The 15,748-nt window shown below is 63.5% G+C and carries 24 protein-coding genes, 1 tRNA gene and 1 pseudogene; 14 read left to right on the forward strand and 12 right to left on the reverse strand.

The features are described from left to right. Window positions 1-154: 154 nt before the first annotated feature. Window positions 155-231: transfer RNA gene (locus P0D89_RS17575), tRNA-Met, on the reverse strand. 287 nt (window positions 232-518) lie between these two features. On the opposite strand from P0D89_RS17575, the gene P0D89_RS17580 reads away from it, so the two are divergent. Both P0D89_RS17580 and P0D89_RS17585 read left to right on the forward strand, forming a co-directional pair. Beyond that, window positions 519-1,016: a heme-degrading domain-containing protein gene (locus P0D89_RS17580; protein ID WP_408359295.1), complete on the forward strand. Its 498-nt coding sequence runs from the start codon at window positions 519-521 to the stop codon at window positions 1,014-1,016. 10 nt (window positions 1,017-1,026) lie between these two features. Beyond that, a complete protein-coding gene (locus tag P0D89_RS17585; protein WP_408359491.1) occupies window positions 1,027-1,359 on the forward strand; it encodes a DMT family transporter in 333 nt (110 codons plus the stop codon). Window positions 1,360-1,395: 36 nt separating this feature from the next. On the opposite strand, the gene P0D89_RS17590 is transcribed toward P0D89_RS17585, so the two are convergent. Both P0D89_RS17590 and P0D89_RS17595 read right to left on the reverse strand, forming a co-directional pair. Beyond that, complete coding sequence (locus P0D89_RS17590) at window positions 1,396-1,776, reverse strand: hypothetical protein (RefSeq protein WP_408359297.1); 381 nt, start codon at window positions 1,774-1,776, stop codon at window positions 1,396-1,398. A 66-nt stretch (window positions 1,777-1,842) separates the two neighbouring features. Then, window positions 1,843-2,034: a hypothetical protein gene (locus P0D89_RS17595; protein WP_408359493.1), complete on the reverse strand. Its 192-nt coding sequence runs from the start codon at window positions 2,032-2,034 to the stop codon at window positions 1,843-1,845. A gap of 212 nt (window positions 2,035-2,246) precedes the next feature. Here P0D89_RS17595 and P0D89_RS17600 point away from each other — a divergent pair, with 212 nt between their 5' ends. Then, the gene (locus P0D89_RS17600; RefSeq protein WP_408359298.1) at window positions 2,247-2,516 is read left to right on the forward strand and encodes a hypothetical protein; all 270 of its coding nucleotides are present in this window, start codon (window positions 2,247-2,249) and stop codon (window positions 2,514-2,516) included. 167 nt (window positions 2,517-2,683) lie between these two features. Next, the gene (locus P0D89_RS17605; RefSeq protein ID WP_408359300.1) at window positions 2,684-2,983 is read left to right on the forward strand and encodes a DUF1488 family protein; all 300 of its coding nucleotides are present in this window, start codon (window positions 2,684-2,686) and stop codon (window positions 2,981-2,983) included. A 114-nt stretch (window positions 2,984-3,097) separates the two neighbouring features. Here the strand turns inward: P0D89_RS17605 and P0D89_RS17610 are convergent, their stop codons facing one another. Beyond that, window positions 3,098-4,096 carry an NAD-dependent epimerase/dehydratase family protein gene (locus P0D89_RS17610; RefSeq protein WP_408359302.1) on the reverse strand — a complete coding sequence of 333 codons (999 nt, stop codon included), beginning with the start codon at window positions 4,094-4,096 and terminating at the stop codon, window positions 3,098-3,100. Window positions 4,097-4,226: 130 nt separating this feature from the next. On the opposite strand from P0D89_RS17610, the gene P0D89_RS17615 reads away from it, so the two are divergent. Together P0D89_RS17615 and P0D89_RS17620 are read left to right on the forward strand one after the other, a co-directional pair. Beyond that, on the forward strand, window positions 4,227-5,222 hold the full coding sequence (locus P0D89_RS17615; RefSeq protein ID WP_408359304.1) for a TetR/AcrR family transcriptional regulator: 996 nt from the start codon (window positions 4,227-4,229) through the stop codon (window positions 5,220-5,222). A gap of 47 nt (window positions 5,223-5,269) precedes the next feature. After that, on the forward strand, window positions 5,270-6,406 hold the full coding sequence (locus tag P0D89_RS17620; protein WP_408359306.1) for an enoyl-CoA hydratase/isomerase family protein: 1,137 nt from the start codon (window positions 5,270-5,272) through the stop codon (window positions 6,404-6,406). 94 nt (window positions 6,407-6,500) lie between these two features. Here the strand turns inward: P0D89_RS17620 and P0D89_RS17625 are convergent, their stop codons facing one another. Together P0D89_RS17625 and P0D89_RS17630 are read right to left on the reverse strand one after the other, a co-directional pair. Further along, the gene (locus P0D89_RS17625) at window positions 6,501-6,926 is read right to left on the reverse strand and encodes a hypothetical protein (protein WP_408359308.1); all 426 of its coding nucleotides are present in this window, start codon (window positions 6,924-6,926) and stop codon (window positions 6,501-6,503) included. Window positions 6,927-7,083: 157 nt separating this feature from the next. Continuing rightward, window positions 7,084-7,308, reverse strand: coding sequence for a hypothetical protein (locus P0D89_RS17630; protein WP_408359310.1), 225 nt, complete (start codon window positions 7,306-7,308; stop codon window positions 7,084-7,086). A 128-nt stretch (window positions 7,309-7,436) separates the two neighbouring features. Between P0D89_RS17630 and ssuD the strand changes: the two genes are divergently transcribed. Genes ssuD through P0D89_RS17650 form a run of 4 tightly spaced genes read left to right on the forward strand, consistent with a single transcriptional unit; the run spans window position 7,437 to window position 10,766 of the window. Continuing rightward, window positions 7,437-8,597, forward strand: coding sequence for an FMNH2-dependent alkanesulfonate monooxygenase (ssuD, locus tag P0D89_RS17635; RefSeq protein ID WP_408359312.1), 1,161 nt, complete (start codon window positions 7,437-7,439; stop codon window positions 8,595-8,597). A gap of 50 nt (window positions 8,598-8,647) precedes the next feature. Beyond that, window positions 8,648-9,484 carry an aliphatic sulfonate ABC transporter permease SsuC gene (ssuC, locus tag P0D89_RS17640; protein ID WP_408376947.1) on the forward strand — a complete coding sequence of 279 codons (837 nt, stop codon included), beginning with the start codon at window positions 8,648-8,650 and terminating at the stop codon, window positions 9,482-9,484. Then, window positions 9,481-10,503, forward strand: a complete 1,023-nt coding sequence (locus tag P0D89_RS17645; protein ID WP_408359316.1) for an ATP-binding cassette domain-containing protein — start codon at window positions 9,481-9,483, stop codon at window positions 10,501-10,503. Before ssuC ends, P0D89_RS17645 begins: the two co-directional genes overlap by 4 nt. Before the next feature lie 47 nt (window positions 10,504-10,550). Next, window positions 10,551-10,766 carry a TOBE domain-containing protein gene (locus P0D89_RS17650; RefSeq protein WP_408359318.1) on the forward strand — a complete coding sequence of 72 codons (216 nt, stop codon included), beginning with the start codon at window positions 10,551-10,553 and terminating at the stop codon, window positions 10,764-10,766. Window positions 10,767-10,786: 20 nt separating this feature from the next. Here the strand turns inward: P0D89_RS17650 and P0D89_RS17655 are convergent, their stop codons facing one another. Then, window positions 10,787-11,044, reverse strand: a complete 258-nt coding sequence (locus P0D89_RS17655) for a hypothetical protein (protein ID WP_408359320.1) — start codon at window positions 11,042-11,044, stop codon at window positions 10,787-10,789. 414 nt (window positions 11,045-11,458) lie between these two features. Here P0D89_RS17655 and P0D89_RS17660 point away from each other — a divergent pair, with 414 nt between their 5' ends. Beyond that, on the forward strand, window positions 11,459-11,656 hold the full coding sequence (locus P0D89_RS17660) for a hypothetical protein (protein WP_408359322.1): 198 nt from the start codon (window positions 11,459-11,461) through the stop codon (window positions 11,654-11,656). A 110-nt stretch (window positions 11,657-11,766) separates the two neighbouring features. Then, window positions 11,767-12,009 carry a DUF6566 family protein gene (locus P0D89_RS17665; protein WP_149675244.1) on the forward strand — a complete coding sequence of 81 codons (243 nt, stop codon included), beginning with the start codon at window positions 11,767-11,769 and terminating at the stop codon, window positions 12,007-12,009. Between the two features lie 299 nt (window positions 12,010-12,308). Here the strand turns inward: P0D89_RS17665 and P0D89_RS17670 are convergent, their stop codons facing one another. Further along, window positions 12,309-12,575, reverse strand: a complete 267-nt coding sequence (locus tag P0D89_RS17670) for a hypothetical protein (RefSeq protein ID WP_408359325.1) — start codon at window positions 12,573-12,575, stop codon at window positions 12,309-12,311. An 842-nt stretch (window positions 12,576-13,417) separates the two neighbouring features. After that, window positions 13,418-13,645, reverse strand: a complete 228-nt coding sequence (locus P0D89_RS17675; RefSeq protein ID WP_408359328.1) for a DUF4224 domain-containing protein — start codon at window positions 13,643-13,645, stop codon at window positions 13,418-13,420. 87 nt (window positions 13,646-13,732) lie between these two features. On the opposite strand from P0D89_RS17675, the gene P0D89_RS17680 reads away from it, so the two are divergent. Next, entirely contained in the window at window positions 13,733-13,978 is a 246-nt protein-coding gene (locus P0D89_RS17680; RefSeq protein WP_408359330.1) for a hypothetical protein, read from the forward strand. Window positions 13,979-14,132: 154 nt separating this feature from the next. On the opposite strand, the gene P0D89_RS17685 is transcribed toward P0D89_RS17680, so the two are convergent. Genes P0D89_RS17685 through P0D89_RS17695 form a run of 3 tightly spaced genes read right to left on the reverse strand, consistent with a single transcriptional unit; the run spans window position 14,133 to window position 15,591 of the window. Beyond that, on the reverse strand, window positions 14,133-14,783 hold the full coding sequence (locus P0D89_RS17685) for a hypothetical protein (RefSeq protein WP_408359332.1): 651 nt from the start codon (window positions 14,781-14,783) through the stop codon (window positions 14,133-14,135). 32 nt (window positions 14,784-14,815) lie between these two features. Beyond that, a complete protein-coding gene (locus P0D89_RS17690) occupies window positions 14,816-15,301 on the reverse strand; it encodes a DUF1643 domain-containing protein (protein WP_408359334.1) in 486 nt (161 codons plus the stop codon). Then, window positions 15,298-15,591 carry a hypothetical protein gene (locus P0D89_RS17695; RefSeq protein WP_408376960.1) on the reverse strand — a complete coding sequence of 98 codons (294 nt, stop codon included), beginning with the start codon at window positions 15,589-15,591 and terminating at the stop codon, window positions 15,298-15,300. The genes P0D89_RS17690 and P0D89_RS17695 overlap by 4 nt, the downstream gene beginning before the upstream one ends. On the opposite strand from P0D89_RS17695, the pseudogene P0D89_RS17700 reads away from it, so the two are divergent. After that, window positions 15,532-15,748, forward strand: a pseudogene (locus P0D89_RS17700) (hypothetical protein). The gene P0D89_RS17695 and the pseudogene P0D89_RS17700 overlap by 60 nt on opposite strands.

Below are 15,748 nucleotides of genomic sequence, written 5' to 3' on the forward strand. Positions count from 1 at the left end.
CTGTGCCGCTCGCGCCCGCCTGCTTGGGGGCACCGTATGCTGTGCCTCGCGGACAACGCCGGCTACGGTCCGGGATATTTAGCGCTTTGGCGGTTACACGAGTACGAAAACCAAAAAGACTTACACGCCAATGCGTTGTAAGCCTTTATCTGCTTGGTTGCGGGGGTAGGATTTGAACCTACGACCTTCGGGTTATGAGCCCGACGAGCTGCCAGACTGCTCCACCCCGCGTCCGTCGAAGAAAAGATTATAGAACAACGCCGAAGCCAATGCAATAGCTATTTAAGAACCGGCTCTACGTCGCACCTAGGGCACGCGGTAAATCGCTCGCGGCAATCCAAAGTCCAAACTTCCAGCCCGGGGCATGCATTAACCGCGCTGGCCCGCCTCACAAGCCCAAAGCCAAATGCCCCCACCAAACGCTGCGCTAGAATTCAGGTTCTCTTCACGCTCGCCGTCAAGCATTCACAAACAACGGACAGCGAGCGCTCCAACCCTCACCTTGCTCTGAACCCCCCATGGATATCGCTCACGACCTGCAGGTCATTGCCGCTCAGGAACAAGCGCTGGTGTTCCCTCAATTCGACGCCGACCGCGCCTGGCAAATCGGCGCCTATCTTCACGAGATCGCAAAGGCGCGTGGTATCGCCGCGGCCATCGACGTTCGCACCTTCGGTCAGCCGCTGTTCTTCAGTCTGCTCGGCGGCGCGACGCCCGACAACGTCGATTGGGCGCGTCGCAAGGGCAACACGGTCGCGCATTTCCGCCGCAGTTCGTATGCGATCGGCCTGAAGATGCAGCAGGCGGGCAGCACGCTCGCCGACAAGCACGGCCTGCCTGCCACGGAATACGCGTCGCACGGCGGCGCGTTTCCGTTGACGGTGGCAGGCGCGGGCGTCATTGGTTCGATCACGGTGTCCGGCCTGCCGCAGCGCGCCGATCATGAGCTGGTGGTGGAGGCGCTATGCGCGCATCTCGGCCACGACTACAGCAAGCTCGCGCTCGCAAAGGCCTGACGCGATGCGGGTGCCTTCCTATGCATTGCTCGCCATCTCCATCGTCGCCGAAGTGATTGCGACCTCGGCGATGCGGGCGTCGGACGGCTTCTCGCGACTGCTACCCTCAGCGGTTGTCGTGCTCGGCTACGGCGTCGCGTTCTATTGCCTGTCGCTCACGCTCAGGAGCATTCCGGTCGGCATCGTCTACGCCGTGTGGTCCGGCGCGGGCATCGTGTTGATCACGCTGGTCGCGCTGGTGCTCTACCGCCAGGTGCCGGACGTGCCCGCAATTATCGGGCTTGGACTGATCGTGGCCGGCGTCGCCGTGTTGAACATCTTTTCGAAGATGCAGGCGCATTGACGCGGCGTTCAGCCATGCGATGCGCCTGGCGCACGCTCACTTGCAGCGCACGATCATTGAACGGTTTTTCACGTTGGCCGATACGACGTTCGTGACGCTGCCGCCTGCCGTGCCGCCTTCGTCGTTATCTTTCGACACGATCTCGTAGCCGGTCGCGCCGCAGGCTTTGCCGGCCTGCACGTAGCAGGAAGCCCAGCTGGACGCCGCGTCGGCGCCGCTGCAATTCACCGCGAAGCCGGTCTGGCCGTTCGGCAGGTTGATCAACGACGTGGTGTTCGACGATGCGCAGCCGGCGAGGCCCGCGCCCAGCAGCACTGCAGCGGGCAGGGCGGCCGACAGGCCCATTCTGCGGACCAGGGCAAGCGCGGCACTGGAGCGCAAGGGGCCAGGGCGGCGCGGTCGCGTCATGAGATGCATCGTGGTAATTCCTTTCAGGTAGGTATATGGAGGCTTGCCGCTCGCGCGTGAGGTGCGCACCGAAGGCTAGGGTGGTTCGATCGTGATGCCGGCCGCGCCGACCTGGCGGCGGCTTTCCGCGCCGCTTTCGGTGGCTGCGTCTTCCCAGATGCTGATGGCTTTCGGAATGTCGATGCCGTGGCTTTCGGCGTACTCGAACCATACGTTCGCCGCATCCGGCTCGGGAAGTTGGCGGTTCTGCAGAAAATATTTTCCCATATTGCGCTCGCGGGTCTCGAAATGGCGTCTTGCGGCAGCACGGACCGTGCTGATCACCGGGTTCGACCGGCGCGGCGCAAGCAAGTGCAATCCGCTGCATGTCGTGCGTGGTGCGTCGGGGCAGAACTTATCCGCGCGCGGCGCGCCTTACTGACGTGTGGTTCGCCGCGAGTGCATGCGGGCGACCATGAATCGCAATGAGGAGAAAGACTATGGCTGAACGGGTCAGCGGCCCCTATCGCGGCTATTACATCAGCGCCGCCGCGCGCCTCGTGCCGGCAATCGACACGCCTGGTGCGGCCGCGGGCGGCACCTACGTCGGATCGGTAAGCCTCGCCGAACTCGGCCCGGACGATCCGCACCGGATCGAAACCTTGCTCGACCTCGGCGGCGAGCAGCGCTTCGGCGGTGAAGAGGAGGCGCTGCTGTTCGTCGAGCAGGCGGCGCGCGATTATGTCGATCGTCTGCTGGGCGGGCATTGATGGCGATGCGCGGCCCGCACAAATCCCCCGCCAGATGTGCTGACGAAAGCAGCCCATGCGCTGGACCGCGGTCCGGACGCGCGAGTACCATAGCGGGGTCGACGGCGGCGGGCTTGACGGCTCTCGCCGGCGCCGCTCTCCTGCACGAACCTTCTGATGAGGCGACCATGGAAATACGGTTTCCCGCGGACGCGCCTGCTTACCGCGGTTCCAATCTGACCGTTGTCTTTCCCGCGCTGGTGGACGGCGAGCCGGTGCCGTGCGCGATTTCAGTGGAAGCGCTCGAAGATCACTTCGGCGCCTACTCCGAGGACCGTGAAGGCTGGCTGCGCGCGTTCGACGCCGGGCGCACGCGCATCGAGGCGGTGGCGCGTGAGCACTTGCAGATCAGCAACGGTACGCCCGTGCTGCTGAAGAGCGGCCACTTTCCGCCCGGGAAGGTGGCGCGGCAGGTCGGGTCCGGCTAGTCCTGTTCGTCGGCTGGCGCACGTTTGTACGCGTGTGCGGCGACGATAAAGTCCCATCGAACAGCGTGGTTTGCGAAGATCGTTCGCCAACGTCCGCGAACCGCTAGCCCTCATTCAAGCCGTTTTCGCGGCGCTTCGCCCTGTGGCGCCACGAGCCGATGCCGCGCTGCGCGCGGCTTCGAAACAACGCCGGATCCCTTCCTCATACGGCGTTTTGACGATTGGACCAAGCAACTGCGTCAGCGCGGAGTCGTCGAGCACGAGCGGCTCGGTCATCAGGTAGTTCATCTCCACCAGTTCGCGCATCAACGGATTGAACAGGCCGAGTACGCGCAGCATGGTCTTGCCGGCCACCATCAGCTTCGGTTTGAGACCGGCCAGCGCGTAGGCCTGCGTCACCACCTCGCGTTGCGTGAGCGTGCCCGCGCCGGCGAGATGCCACCAGCGGCCGTACGCTTCGGGCGTGCGCGTGAGCGTCTCGACCACCGGCCCGGCATCCGGCAGGTAGATGAATTCGTGCGGCACATCCACCGGGCCGATCACCTGCGCGCGCTTTGCAGTAGCGGCGCCTTCGAACACACCATTCAGCAGACTGCGTTCGATCGCCGGCCCATAGAAGTCAGGCAGGCGCAGAACCAGCGTCGACAGGCCGTTGCGGCCTTGCGCGGCGAGGACGAGATTTTCCTGCGCGAGCCGCATCCGACCTTTGAACGTGTGCGGCTCACGCGGATGATTCTCGCTGACCGGATTGCCGCGCGCGCGGCCGTACGGATACACCGTGCCGATCAGAATGAAGCGTTCGACGCCCGCTGCCACGACGCCTGCGAGCGTTTTCTCCATCAGCGGCGGATGCTTGGCGAACTGGTCGTAGGGCACGCCGACCAGATAGATCACGGTCTGCAAACCGTCGGACGCCGCGCGGATCGACGCGGGATCGTCGGGATTCCATGTGACGATTTCCGCGCGCGGATCGTGGCCGAAGGCGGCCACGAGCGGGGCGCGCGAGCGGCCGACCACCCGGTAATCACGGCCCGCCGCGCTGAGCGCCGCCGCGATGGTCTGGCCCGCCGCGCCCGCGGCGCCGAATAAACCCACTTTTCCTGACGTTTCCACGGCAACTCCTTGAAAGAGCGCCACGTCGCGCCCTGGTGGTTTTGACGATTGAAAAATTAATGAACGCCGTTCAGTGAACAGTGTTCAGTTTAATTTGACTTTTCAGTTTGTCAAGCCGAGAATGCTGTGCATGGGAATCGTCGAACGTAAGAAACGCCAGAAACAGGCACTGCGCGAACGCATCCTCGATGCCGCGCGGCGCATCGTGGTGCGTGAAGGCTTCGCCGCGCTGTCCATGCGCAAGATTGCCGACGCCATCGAATATTCACCGGCCACGCTGTACCTGCATTTCGCGAGCCGCGACGAGATCGCGCGGGCGTTGTGCGCGGAGGGCTTTGCGCAATTGCTGGCGACCTTCGTGCCGCTCGCGGCGATCGCCGATCCGGCTGAACGGCTCAAGGCGCTCGGGCATGCGTATGTGGCGTTCGGCGTCGCGCATCCGCAAACGTATCGGCTGATCTTCATGGAAGATCCGAGTTACACCGGCGCGGCGTTGGACGGGGCGGCGGGTGCGTCAGGCGCAGGGCAAGGCGGCGCGCTCACGGACAAGGACGCGGCAACTGCGGCGATGGCCCCCGCGGTGAACACGACGGCTTCCGCAACGGCGGCGATATCGGCCGATCCGGCAACAAGCGATGCAGCGAGCCTTGCAGCAGGTGCCACCGCCGACGACCCAGGCACCGCCGCTTTGCACATCATGCTCGCCGCGCTCGAAGAGTTGCGCGCAGTTGGGCGCTTGCCGGCGTCGACGGATGTGGCCGTGTGGGCCGAGGCGTTCTGGGCAACGCTGCATGGAATCGTCGCACTGAATCTCACGTGTCCGGTGTTTCCAACTGCGCCGCTCGACACGGTGGTGGGTGTCGCACTCGATGCGTGGCTGGGTGTGCCGCAAGCCACACCACAACCAGCGAGCCGACGCGCCGCGCAACCACGCGGTATCACGAGCGCCGAGGGGGCACGCAAGAAAAAGCCTGCTGTCGACCACGCTGCACAGGCCTCGCAAGTCGAGTCGCCTGATAGGCCGGACAACGGCCCGCCGGCGCCATCACCGCACGCCAGCTCACCAAACGCGCTGCCCAAAAACCCCCTCAGCGCCGGCGCAAAACGCAAATCCACGACCACGTGATAACGTTCAAGTCCATTTCCACTCAACGCCGTCGTGTCTCGTTCTCCATGTCCATTTCCGCCTCGCCCGCCGTCAGCGACGAAGTCGCGACTTACGTAGCCAACCGCATCGGCTTCATCGAACTGGAGCGGCCGAAGGCGCTCAACGCGCTATCGACCGGCATGATTCGCGCGATGCACGCGGCGCTCGATCAGTGGCGTGAAAATCCCGACGTGCTCGCCGTCGTGGTGCGTAGCCAGCATCCGCGCGCGTTCTCCGCGGGCGGCGACATCCGCTTTCTGTACGAGTCGGCGCAACGCGGCGAGCATGAAGCGCGCGACGTGTTCTTCACCGAGGAGTACAGCCTCAATCACGCGATCTTCACCTATCCGAAGCCGTATATCGCGTTGATGAACGGCGTCGTGATGGGCGGCGGCATGGGCATTTCGCAGGGCGCGCATCGCACCGGCGGCCTGCGCGTCGTCACCAACTCGACGAAGATGGCGATGCCCGAAACGCGCATCGGACTCTTTCCCGATGTCGGCGCGAGCTGGTTTCTGGCGCGCACGCCCGGCGCGATCGGCCGCTATCTGGCGGTGACGGGCGAGGCGATCGGCGCGGCCGATGCGCTCTACGCAGGCTTGGCCGACGTCTATATCGACGACTCGGCGTTGCCCGCGCTGGTCGATACCTTGCGCAGCGAACACTTCGAGCGCGGCGCGGACGTGGTCGCCTGCATCATGCGCGAGGCGCTTGCGCATCATGTCGTGCCGCAGCCCGAGGCTTCGTCGCTGGCGAACTCGCGCGTGCTGATCGATCGGCATTTCGCGCTGCCGGACGTGGCGCGTATTCTCGCCTCGCTCGAACGCGAGCGCGCACATGCGGGCGATGCGGCGGAGTGGGCCGAGCAGACCATCGCGGTGTTGCGCGAACGCTCGCCGCTGTCGATGGCGGTGTCGCTGGAAGTGGTGACGCGCGCCGAGGGGTCGATGGCGGACGTGCTGCGCGGCGATCTCGATCTGACGCGTTCGAGCTTCGCCATCGGCGATACGATCGAAGGCATTCGCGCACGCATCATCGATAAGGACAACGCGCCGCGCTGGCGTTTCGCGCGCATCGAGGACGTGAGCGTGGCCGATGTCGAGAAGATGTTCGAAAGCCCGTGGCCGGCGAACGAACACCCGTTGCGCGATCTGCGCGGTTAAGAGCGCGCTTGAAGCGGAAGCGCTTAGGCCGTCGGAGCGGCCGGCATGCGCTTGCAACCAGGCCGCGGCAAAGCGGGCAAAGTTGTGAACCCGCTCAGTCTTCCTCTTCGCTCGCCATGAACGCGCGCATGAACACCAGGGCGCCCCAACCCCACATCGCATTGGCCGCGAAACCCACCGCGAGGCGCGGCAGTATGTTGCCGCTCGGCCAGATGCCGCGCAGCGGATCGATCACGAACACGCTCGCGGCGGTCAGCACGATGCCGCCGAACACGAAAGCTTCCACCCATGGCGCGCGCCGGTGCGGCGCGACCCGCAGCAGCCATGCCATCAGCACGGCCCAGAGCGCGCTCCAGATCGCATTCGCGATGAACTCAGGCAGCCCGAGCGGTAAAAACGGCGCAGTCGAAAAACCGGTTGGATCGATCATGCCGGCGGCGTGCATCAGCGCCAGCGTCGATTCGTGAAAGAACAGGGATGCCAGAAAACCGGCGACGAAAGGCAGGATGAGTTTTTGCATGCATTGCACCGCCAAAATACAGGCGGCGTGATTCGCGTGGCCTGTACCGGGTTATTGGAAACGTGCGCCATTATATCTAGGGGCACCCCGTTTCCCGCGTGCACAACGCGCAACACCCGTATGCTTTAGCGTCGGGCTAATCACGAAAGTGGAAAACCTAAGCTAAAAAAAATCGTTCAAAAGCCGCGGCCCGATCCATAGACTGTTTCTCCATGCAGACGGCGTTTGTCGCCGTCGCCCATTTAATCGAGCGCGTCACGCGCGCGTTCTGGTCGAGGGAAGCCGTCGCGATGTCCTGCCTGATGCCAATCTTCACCCGCCGTCTGGCGCACGCGCGCCGGTGCTTGCGCTGTCGTCCGTAGCCCGCGCCGACGGCGCTCATTTTTCTCAAGTCACTTTGATGTTGCATCGTCCGGCCGAGCGCCGGCTGGATGTGCGCGGCCGGCGTATACGCAGGGCTGCCATGCAGCGTCTTTCGTCAATTCAGTTTCGAATCAAGAGGAGCCGAAAATGAATGTGTTCTGGTTCATTCCGACTCACGGCGACAGCCGCTATCTCGGTACGTCGCAAGGCGCACGCGCAGCCGACTTCGACTACTTCCAGCAGATCGCCGTCGCCGCCGATACGCTCGGCTACGAAGGCGTGCTGCTGCCGACCGGCCGTTCGTGCGAAGACGCGTGGGTCGTCGCGTCGAGCCTGATTGGCGCGACCCGACACCTGAAGTTTCTGGTGGCGATCCGTCCGGGCATTTCGTCGCCGGGGCTCGCCGCGCGGATGGCGGCGACGTTCGACCGGCTATCGAATGGACGCTTGCTGATCAACGTCGTGACCGGCGGCGACGCGGCCGAACTGGAAGGTGACGGCGTGTTCGTCGATCACGACACGCGCTACGAAATCACCGATGAATTCCTGCATATCTGGCGCAAGCTGCTCACCGCTTCGCACACCAAAGACGCGATCGAGTTCAACGGCAAACATCTCACGTCGAAGGGCGGCAAGGCGTTGTTTCCGCCGGTGCAGCACCCGCATCCGCCGCTGTGGTTCGGCGGATCGTCGGCGGCCGCGCATGACATGGCGGGCGAGCACATCGATACGTACCTTACGTGGGGCGAGCCGCCCGAGGCGGTGGCGAAGAAGATCGCCGATATTCGCGCGCGCGCAGCAGCGCATGGCCGTCAGATCAAGTTCGGCATTCGGCTGCACGTGATCGTGCGCGAGACCGAAGATGAAGCATGGGCCGCCGCCGACAAGCTGATCAGCAAGCTGGACGACGACACCATCGCACGCGCGCAGACCTCTTTCTCGAAGATGGACTCCGAAGGCCAGCGCCGCATGGCCGCGCTGCACGGCGGCAAGCGCGGCGGGCGCGCCGAGCTCGAGGTCTATCCGAACCTGTGGGCGGGCGTGGGGCTCGTGCGAGGCGGCGCGGGCACGGCGCTGGTCGGCAATCCCGACCAGGTGGCCGCGCGCATGAACGAGTACGCGGAACTCGGCATCGACACCTTCATCCTGTCCGGCTATCCGCATCTCGAGGAGTCGTATCGCTTCGCCGAACTGGTGTTTCCGCTGCTGCCGAACCGGCGCAGCAAGGTTTCGAATGGACCGCTGTCGGGGCCGTTCGGCGAGATCGTCGGCAACAACTATCTGCCGAAGGCGGCGAGCGCGAGCTGAGTGGGGCGTAGCGCGCTCCAGGTTTTCGACGAGTAATAAGGAAAGCAATCATGACTCCATCCACTGTTAGTGCGCACAGCGATGTCAACGCGAGCGCCGGCGCGCGCGCGCTGCGCCGGATCGGCGCGCATCTCGCGCCGTGGCTCGCGCCGCTCGCGATTCTGCTGGCGTGGGAATTCGCCGCGCGCAGCGGCGTGCTGTCGACGCGCGTGCTGCCCGAACCGCTCGCGGTCGTGAAGGCGGCGTGGTCGCTGATCCAGTCCGGCGAAATGTGGGCGGACGTGAAGGTCAGCACGTGGCGCGCGGTGTCGGGGTTCGCGATCGGCGGCGGCATCGGACTCGTGCTCGGGCTCGCGACGGGCCTCTTCAAGGCCGCCGAAATCGCGCTCGACTCAACCGTGCAGATGGTCCGCAACATCCCGGCGCTGGCGATGATTCCGCTCGTGATCCTGTGGTTCGGCATCGAGGAGCAGGCAAAGGTGTTTCTCGTCGCGTTGGGCGTGTTCTTCCCGATCTACGTGAACACGTTCCACGGCATTCGTTCCGTGGACGCCAACCTGATCGAAATGGCACGCAGTTATGGCGTGAAGGGTTTCGCGCTGTACCGGCATGTGATCCTGCCCGGCGCGTTGCCGTCGATTCTCGTCGGCGTGCGCTTCGCGTTCGGGCTGATGTGGGTCACGCTGATCGTCGCCGAAACCATTTCCGCGCAATCGGGCATCGGCTACATGACGATGAACGCGCGCGAATTCCTGCAGACGGATGTGGTGGTGGTCGGCATTCTGCTGTACGCGGCGCTCGGCAAGCTCGCCGACGTGCTCGCGAAGAGCCTTGAGCGCGTGTCGCTGCGCTGGCATCCGGCTTATCAACGAGGAGCGAAAACATGAGCGCAACGACATTGTCGGCGTCGTTCGGCGGGGTCGCGGGGCGTGATCTGGAGGCTGAACCGGCGCAAGCGCGGAGCGTCGATCACGACGCGGACGCAGCCGCGGGCTTCGAGCAGGGCGAAGCGGCGCACGCTGCACAACGGGTCGCTACACGGTACGACGCACGCCGGCCGGACGGCATGCTCGCGCGCGACGATGCGCAACGCGCGGGCGGCGACGCGGCCGATTACTCGGTGCAATTGCGCGGCGTCGGCAAGCAGTACGGCGAACGTACCGTGTTGTCCGATTTCGATCTTTCGATCGAGCGCGGTAGTTTCGTCGCGATCGTCGGGCGCAGCGGCTGCGGGAAGTCGACCTTGCTGCGGCTCGTCGCCGGACTCGAAAAGTCCAGCTCGGGCGTGCTCGAAAAGCGTACGGCGGACGGCGGCCCGCTCGACACCCGCATCATGTTTCAGGACGCGCGCCTGCTGCCGTGGAAGAGCGTGCTGCACAACGTGATGCTCGGCCTGGGTCGCAGTGCCCGCGAAGAGGCGCGCGCCGTGCTCGCCGAAGTCGGTCTGCTCGAACGCGCCAACGATTGGCCCGCGCAGCTTTCCGGCGGTCAGCGTCAGCGTGTGGCGTTGGCGCGGGCGCTCGTGCATCGTCCGCAATTGCTTCTGCTCGATGAGCCGCTCGGCGCGCTCGACGCGTTGACGCGGATCGAAATGCACGCATTGATCGAACGGTTGTGGCGCGAGCATCGATTCACTGCGCTGCTCGTCACGCACGACGTGCATGAAGCAGTGGCGCTCGGCGACCGGATTCTGCTGATCGAGGAAGGGCGTATCGCGCTCGATCAGCCGGTGGCGCTTGCGCGTCCGCGCGCGCGAGCGTCGGCGGGCTTCGCCGCGCTGGAAGAACACGTGTTGCAACGCGTGCTGAAGACCGCGCCGAACGACGACGCGCTGTCTCATCGTGCGTTCGACGTGCGTGACGAAAGCCGCCCGACGCGGCCGACAGACGTCCGCTGGGCCGTCTGACATTGCTTGACTGACTGTTTTCAACCGCTTCTCTGGAGTCGCTCGCTATGACCATTACCGCAATCAACGTACGCAATCAGTTCAAAGGCCAGGTCAAGGAAATCATCCGCGGCTCGGTGGTGTCCGAAGTCGATGTGGAGACGCCGTTCGGCATCGTGACCTCGGTGATCACCACGCGCTCGGTCGACGAACTGGAACTGAAGGTCGGCTCGGAAGTCGTCGCGCTGGTGAAGTCGACGGAGGTGTCGATCGCGCGCCTGTGAGACTGGCTGTGAAGCCGGCGCTATTTCGCGTTCGCGCCGCTGGCAGGCGGCTCGTGCATCATCCTGTCGTTGGTCGGTTTGCGCGGGCGTTTGATCGGCATGTTGTCCGGATTGCTCGAGCCGCCTGAGCCGGAGGCCGACTCGGGCGGCTTCGCCATCGACGCGCTGCTGTCCTGCGGCGCTGTTTTTGCCGTTTGCGCGAATGCCGCCGTGCCGCTCGTCGCGGCCAGCGCGAGCGCGATGCTTGCGGCCAGCGTGGTCAGTGTGCTTCGGTTCATTTCGTCCTCCTTTGCGACTCCGCCTGCTGGTTTTGCTGCCTTTGCACATGTGGTGATAGACCTGAAGGCTTGCGGAAGATTCGCACGCGTTTGTGTAGCGCTGAGTCGAGCTTTGCCTCGCTGTGCCTGGCTGCGATGAAGGCGAAAGATGCGACGACGTCCGCGCGTCGCCGAGTCGGTTGTCGCGCTTTGTTGCTGCGTTGCTGCGGTGTTGCGGAGTTCAGGGCAGGGCGGCGCAGCGCCCACCGGCGCCCTCAGCCCTCAGCAGAGCACGCCCCGTGCCGGGACCCCGGCTATACGCGTTTCTTCAGACGCGCCATGTCAACTCAAATCACACACCGCAGGGGTCGACACGCGTCTGCATATGCCGCCGAAACTTGCTAGGATGAATTGAACATCCCGGCGGAGATGGCCATGTCGAAGTCATTGAGTCCCGAAGCGGTCGAAGGATTGCGGCGTCTGAACGACGTCGGCGTCGGACAGCAGGCGCCGAAACTGGCGCAATCCGTTTCGGCGGAACTGCTGGCGAGCGGTCTCGCCACCGAAGTGAGCGGCGGAGAGGTCGAGATCACCTGTAGCGGCCGACAATACCTTTCCGGCGATTGCGATTGATCGTCGGATAAGGCGAGGATGGGACGCGTCCCTGCATGCCGCGAGCGGTATCGACGCTCGCTGGGTCAACTTGGCCGCTGTCCTCTCATCAGCGACACCGGGAGGCGAACATGGAGCCGAAGGGCCTCGACATGGGGGATTACCAGGAGCGCTATCGGGACTACGACATCGAGGTCGCGGTCGAGCAGGTGCTCACGGGAGTCAAGGCGCATTTTCGGGTGCTGCAGGGCGACGCGGTGGTGGTCGACTGGCGGCTCGTGCATATCGACAGCTTGTGGTCGACTGAGCATGGCGCTGCCGAAGCGGGCTTTCACGCGGCGCGTGAATTGATCGATGCGGGCCTTCCGGCTTAGCCGCGAGTTTGGTTTGGGAGCGCTGCGGACGTGGGTAAGCGGATCGACTGCCGCGCCATGACTTGCTGCGGTGTTGCGGGCGGCACAACGAACCGATCTTGCGTGCAAATGCAGGGCTGCGCTGCTACGAGTCGCCAACGGAAGAACAGATAACGGTCGACGCAGCCGGGCGAGAGGCGAGCTTCGACGATCGCCGCGTGGCGCCGCCGTAAACGCAACCAGGCGCCGGCATCAGTACTGCATGCGCGGCGCCTGGTTGATCCGCTGCCCTCGCGGGCAGCAGATTCGACGGCAGGTGCTTAGTGGCCGAAGTAAACCGATTGCGGGCCCGAAGCCGGCTGACGCGTACCCGATTGCGACGACACGTTGTTCACGCCGCCGTATGCGTTCGATTCAGCGTTGGCACGTTCAGCGGCAACGGTTTGCGCGCTTTGACCTTGCTGCGAAGCCGGTGCGCCGACCGACGGACGATAGAACGGTGCCGGGCCATAGCCGCTTGCAAAAGCGGGGGCGGCGATCGAGGCAGAAGCGGCAACCAGCAGGGCGGCGATGAGCTTGGTCTTCATGGTGTGACTCCGATAACGTTTCGATTTCAGTTCAGGAAGGCGTCGCAGGGGCCGGTGAGGTGTTGTCTGCAACGTCGATGGGAGGCAGTGTATACCCCTACTATTAAAAATTTGTGTCGATAATCTGAAATTACTATTCCTGATTTCGGAATAATCCGTGAGACGTAGGCGGCGTGGGAACGAGCGGTGGTCCGGCCCTCATGGCCAAGCGTTTTTGGGAGCTAAAGCCCTGGATGACTTTGGGTTATCTGGGAGGGAGAGTCGAAGAGCGCGAATGATGTGCGCCGAAGAACGATCGAAGCGGTGAACACAAACAAAAACGGCGTTGTGAGAAATCACAGCGCCGTTTGCAATATCGTTACTTCTTGAATTCTTTGGGGTGGCTGATGGGGCTCGAAGCCTCGACAATCCAGCCGTCAAAACTCGTTCCAGCCAAGCCCATCAGGGGTTCCAGTTTCTGATTTCGGGACAAAACCGCATTTTCACCCCACGAGTTTATGCGGCTCTCAGGGCAAGAGCACGACTCATCGGCACTACGATCGCCGTAAGGTCAAAGCCTTCTTTAGACTGGTCGCGAAAGTACATCGGTGCGACGTCGGTCCTGAAGCGGTCGATCATGTCGGCGACAGAACCGGCAATGACTTGGCCGGCCTGGATGTCGAGCGCCTTGCGTTTTGCGGAGCGCTCGGCTTCTGCGGTAGCTGCCCGGGTCGCCGTGCGGCGCGGTCGTCAGCGTCTCGCTGCGGCCGTCCGGATACTTGTACCAGAACGAGATTTTGCGGGCGCCATACCGCTTGTAGCGTCGATCGACGCCCGTCGATTCATTTGTGGCGACGTGCTGCTCACGCGAAGGCTTGGAGGTTCGGGCCGGCATCGTATTTTGTAGACTTCGTGTCTGTAGAGAGCCCGAGCTTGCGGTCCCGATATTCACGGGCGACCTTAGGCAGTCCATCCTTGTCGACGACGAATCGCCACTGGTTGTCGGAGAGCCAGTGGGCCATCGCGGCGCGCTGGTTCGGTTTGCAGCCGACAAGGTCGGCCAGCTCGTGCGCTGATACGTAATCGCTCAATTCACACCCCAGCGTTTGCGCGTGGTTTCTATAATCCGTTGTGCTGCTGGTTCATTCTCGGATTTGTGTACACAAGGGGAGACGGATATGTCACGTCACATCATTGATCGAGATGAGCTGCTCAGAATCATCAATGAGCATCTCGAGTCTGTGCCGGCGTGCAGAAATCTTCATGTATCCGGTATCGGCGTTGATCCGACGCGGCAGCATGGAGGAAACTGGATCCCGACCGGTCTACGTCGATCGGGTGATGACCATGACGAGAACGCATGCTCCGACGAAATCAGGCAATTCATGGCGGATTTGCAAGCTCGCTATGACATCGCGACCTGACTACGTCTCGACAACGCGGCGCGATATTCATCGACCCGCTCGCCAATCTTCTCTGTCTCGCCTTCGTGACACAAGACGATCGAATGCAGCGTGCTGGCGTTGTCTTCGATCTCGATTGCCCACCGATACGGCGCTGCGTCGCGCGCGTCATCCGTCAGCGCCCGCTCCGTCTGTGCTGGCTGCGTCGCCGTGGCTTGCGGGGATGCGGCGCGGGGATGATGGCACTTACCCTCTGACCGGCATTGACCGGGCAGATCACATATCCGAACGAACACTCTGGATAAGGCGCGAGGATTGGTGAGACTTCCGCCCGCTCATCGTCCAGCACAACGGCAGATTCCGCGGGCCGGGATGATTGCGGGGCGGTAAGAAGAAGATTCAAGTGCGCCGCGATATAGAGATCACCCGGCCATGCCCTCGTTTTGAGCATGCTGATGCTGGTCTGGATTTCCTCAATATGCTCGTTGCTCAGAGCCACCGGTTTCCCCGATTGCGCTGGCGCGGCAGAGGATGCGGCGAGCATGGCAAGCACGTCGGCCTTAATCTCGCACCAAGTCACGTCATCGGGACCGAAGCAGCGCTTGCGCCAGTCTTTGAATCGCCGATACAGGCTCGTCACGATCGCATCGGGGTTCTCGTGGTCCGGCACCAGCTTCCAATTTTCGGGCACGACAGGCTTGCTTGCAGATAGCAGTTCGGAGAGCAAGTCGCGAATCACGTCGGCGTCTGCCGTATAGCCTTTTGTCACAGCGGCCTCGATTGCCCATTCAAGGGACGCGCGGCGCTCTCTCGTCAGTGCGGTCATAGTCGCTCCGTCGAGCTTGTTAGCGGGGGCGGTCATGCGCTCGGGCTCCATTCGATGAGCGGTTGGTCAGCGCGGACATACAGCGGATGGCGCGGCGAGCCGTCTTTCGTTGTGCCCAAGCACCACAGGCGCGCGCCAGCGCCACGCATGATGCAGGCGACGCAAGCGGCCCGTTTGGGCCTGGCGTTCGATCCCCATGCGCACACAACGTCGCCGCACGCGCGGGCGAAGTTCCACAGGTAGTCGTCGTTATCGGGACCGACCGGGTCAGGGTGCGTCCAGAGCGCCGCCGGGTTCGTCGAGCGCAACGCGTAGAGGTTTGCGACCGCGAGGCCGTTGCAGTCCCACAGCTTCGCGAAGCCGCGGCATCGGCGAATGGTCGGGTCGTCGAGCTGCGCATCAGCGGTGCTTGGGTTGAGCATGACGAACAGGGCCGTCGACTTCACCGGCGCCAACGATTCAGCGGCACGCGTCAGGCGATAGCGATACGTGCCGCAAGGGCTGATAACGGCGCTCATGCTAGGATTCCTTCAGGAGACCGACGGAGGCCGCTATGTGGACCTGTCGAAACTGCAATGTGACGTTCGACTTTGATCAGGTCGAACCGGAAGTCGATGACCAAGGATTCTTTTTCCTGTGTCCTGCCTGTGACTACCGGAACAAGCTCGTGGACGCAGGTCGAGACGCGACGGCGCGGCCAAAGCTTGTCCAGAGCGACGACGAGTAGAGCAATCGTCTGGAGACGGCCATGCGGTTTGCCTACAAGGAGTTCCACATAGACGCGTCGCCTCTCGATGAAGGTGGCCATTATTACGCTCGTGAAGATCTACCGGCGTGCCTCGGCGGGTGGCGATTTCGTCGAGGTGAAGTATTCGGGCGACCTCGGGGACTATCCCGCCGACGCGGACGCTTTCGAGGCGGCGCAGCGTTGGGCCATCCAGTGGTGCGACGAGCATGGCGCTTAG

It is taken from the genome of Paraburkholderia sp. RL18-085-BIA-A (assembly GCF_046027075.1).
In the GTDB taxonomy this organism is placed as follows: Bacteria; Pseudomonadota; Gammaproteobacteria; order Burkholderiales; family Burkholderiaceae; genus Paraburkholderia.

Excerpts from the sequence above, each read along its gene's own strand:
- P0D89_RS17580 (WP_408359295.1), top strand. The coding sequence starts at position 519 with ATGGATATCGCTCACGACCTGCAGGTCATTGCCGCTCAGGAACAAGCG.
- P0D89_RS17590 (WP_408359297.1), bottom strand. The coding sequence starts at position 1,776 with ATGCATCTCATGACGCGACCGCGCCGCCCTGGCCCCTTGCGCTCCAGT.
- P0D89_RS17595 (WP_408359493.1), bottom strand. The coding sequence starts at position 2,034 with ATGGGAAAATATTTTCTGCAGAACCGCCAACTTCCCGAGCCGGATGCG.
- P0D89_RS17600 (WP_408359298.1), top strand. The coding sequence starts at position 2,247 with ATGGCTGAACGGGTCAGCGGCCCCTATCGCGGCTATTACATCAGCGCC.
- P0D89_RS17605 (WP_408359300.1), top strand. The coding sequence starts at position 2,684 with ATGGAAATACGGTTTCCCGCGGACGCGCCTGCTTACCGCGGTTCCAAT.
- P0D89_RS17615 (WP_408359304.1), top strand. The coding sequence starts at position 4,227 with ATGGGAATCGTCGAACGTAAGAAACGCCAGAAACAGGCACTGCGCGAA.
- P0D89_RS17620 (WP_408359306.1), top strand. The coding sequence starts at position 5,270 with ATGTCCATTTCCGCCTCGCCCGCCGTCAGCGACGAAGTCGCGACTTAC.
- P0D89_RS17625 (WP_408359308.1), bottom strand. The coding sequence starts at position 6,926 with ATGCAAAAACTCATCCTGCCTTTCGTCGCCGGTTTTCTGGCATCCCTG.
- P0D89_RS17630 (WP_408359310.1), bottom strand. The coding sequence starts at position 7,308 with ATGAGCGCCGTCGGCGCGGGCTACGGACGACAGCGCAAGCACCGGCGC.
- ssuD (WP_408359312.1), top strand. The coding sequence starts at position 7,437 with ATGAATGTGTTCTGGTTCATTCCGACTCACGGCGACAGCCGCTATCTC.
- ssuC (WP_408376947.1), top strand. The coding sequence starts at position 8,648 with ATGACTCCATCCACTGTTAGTGCGCACAGCGATGTCAACGCGAGCGCC.
- P0D89_RS17645 (WP_408359316.1), top strand. The coding sequence starts at position 9,481 with ATGAGCGCAACGACATTGTCGGCGTCGTTCGGCGGGGTCGCGGGGCGT.
- P0D89_RS17650 (WP_408359318.1), top strand. The coding sequence starts at position 10,551 with ATGACCATTACCGCAATCAACGTACGCAATCAGTTCAAAGGCCAGGTC.
- P0D89_RS17655 (WP_408359320.1), bottom strand. The coding sequence starts at position 11,044 with ATGAACCGAAGCACACTGACCACGCTGGCCGCAAGCATCGCGCTCGCG.
- P0D89_RS17660 (WP_408359322.1), top strand. The coding sequence starts at position 11,459 with ATGTCGAAGTCATTGAGTCCCGAAGCGGTCGAAGGATTGCGGCGTCTG.
- P0D89_RS17665 (WP_149675244.1), top strand. The coding sequence starts at position 11,767 with ATGGAGCCGAAGGGCCTCGACATGGGGGATTACCAGGAGCGCTATCGG.
- P0D89_RS17670 (WP_408359325.1), bottom strand. The coding sequence starts at position 12,575 with ATGAAGACCAAGCTCATCGCCGCCCTGCTGGTTGCCGCTTCTGCCTCG.
- P0D89_RS17680 (WP_408359330.1), top strand. The coding sequence starts at position 13,733 with ATGTCACGTCACATCATTGATCGAGATGAGCTGCTCAGAATCATCAAT.
- P0D89_RS17685 (WP_408359332.1), bottom strand. The coding sequence starts at position 14,783 with ATGACCGCACTGACGAGAGAGCGCCGCGCGTCCCTTGAATGGGCAATC.
- P0D89_RS17690 (WP_408359334.1), bottom strand. The coding sequence starts at position 15,301 with ATGAGCGCCGTTATCAGCCCTTGCGGCACGTATCGCTATCGCCTGACG.
- P0D89_RS17695 (WP_408376960.1), bottom strand. The coding sequence starts at position 15,591 with ATGGCCACCTTCATCGAGAGGCGACGCGTCTATGTGGAACTCCTTGTA.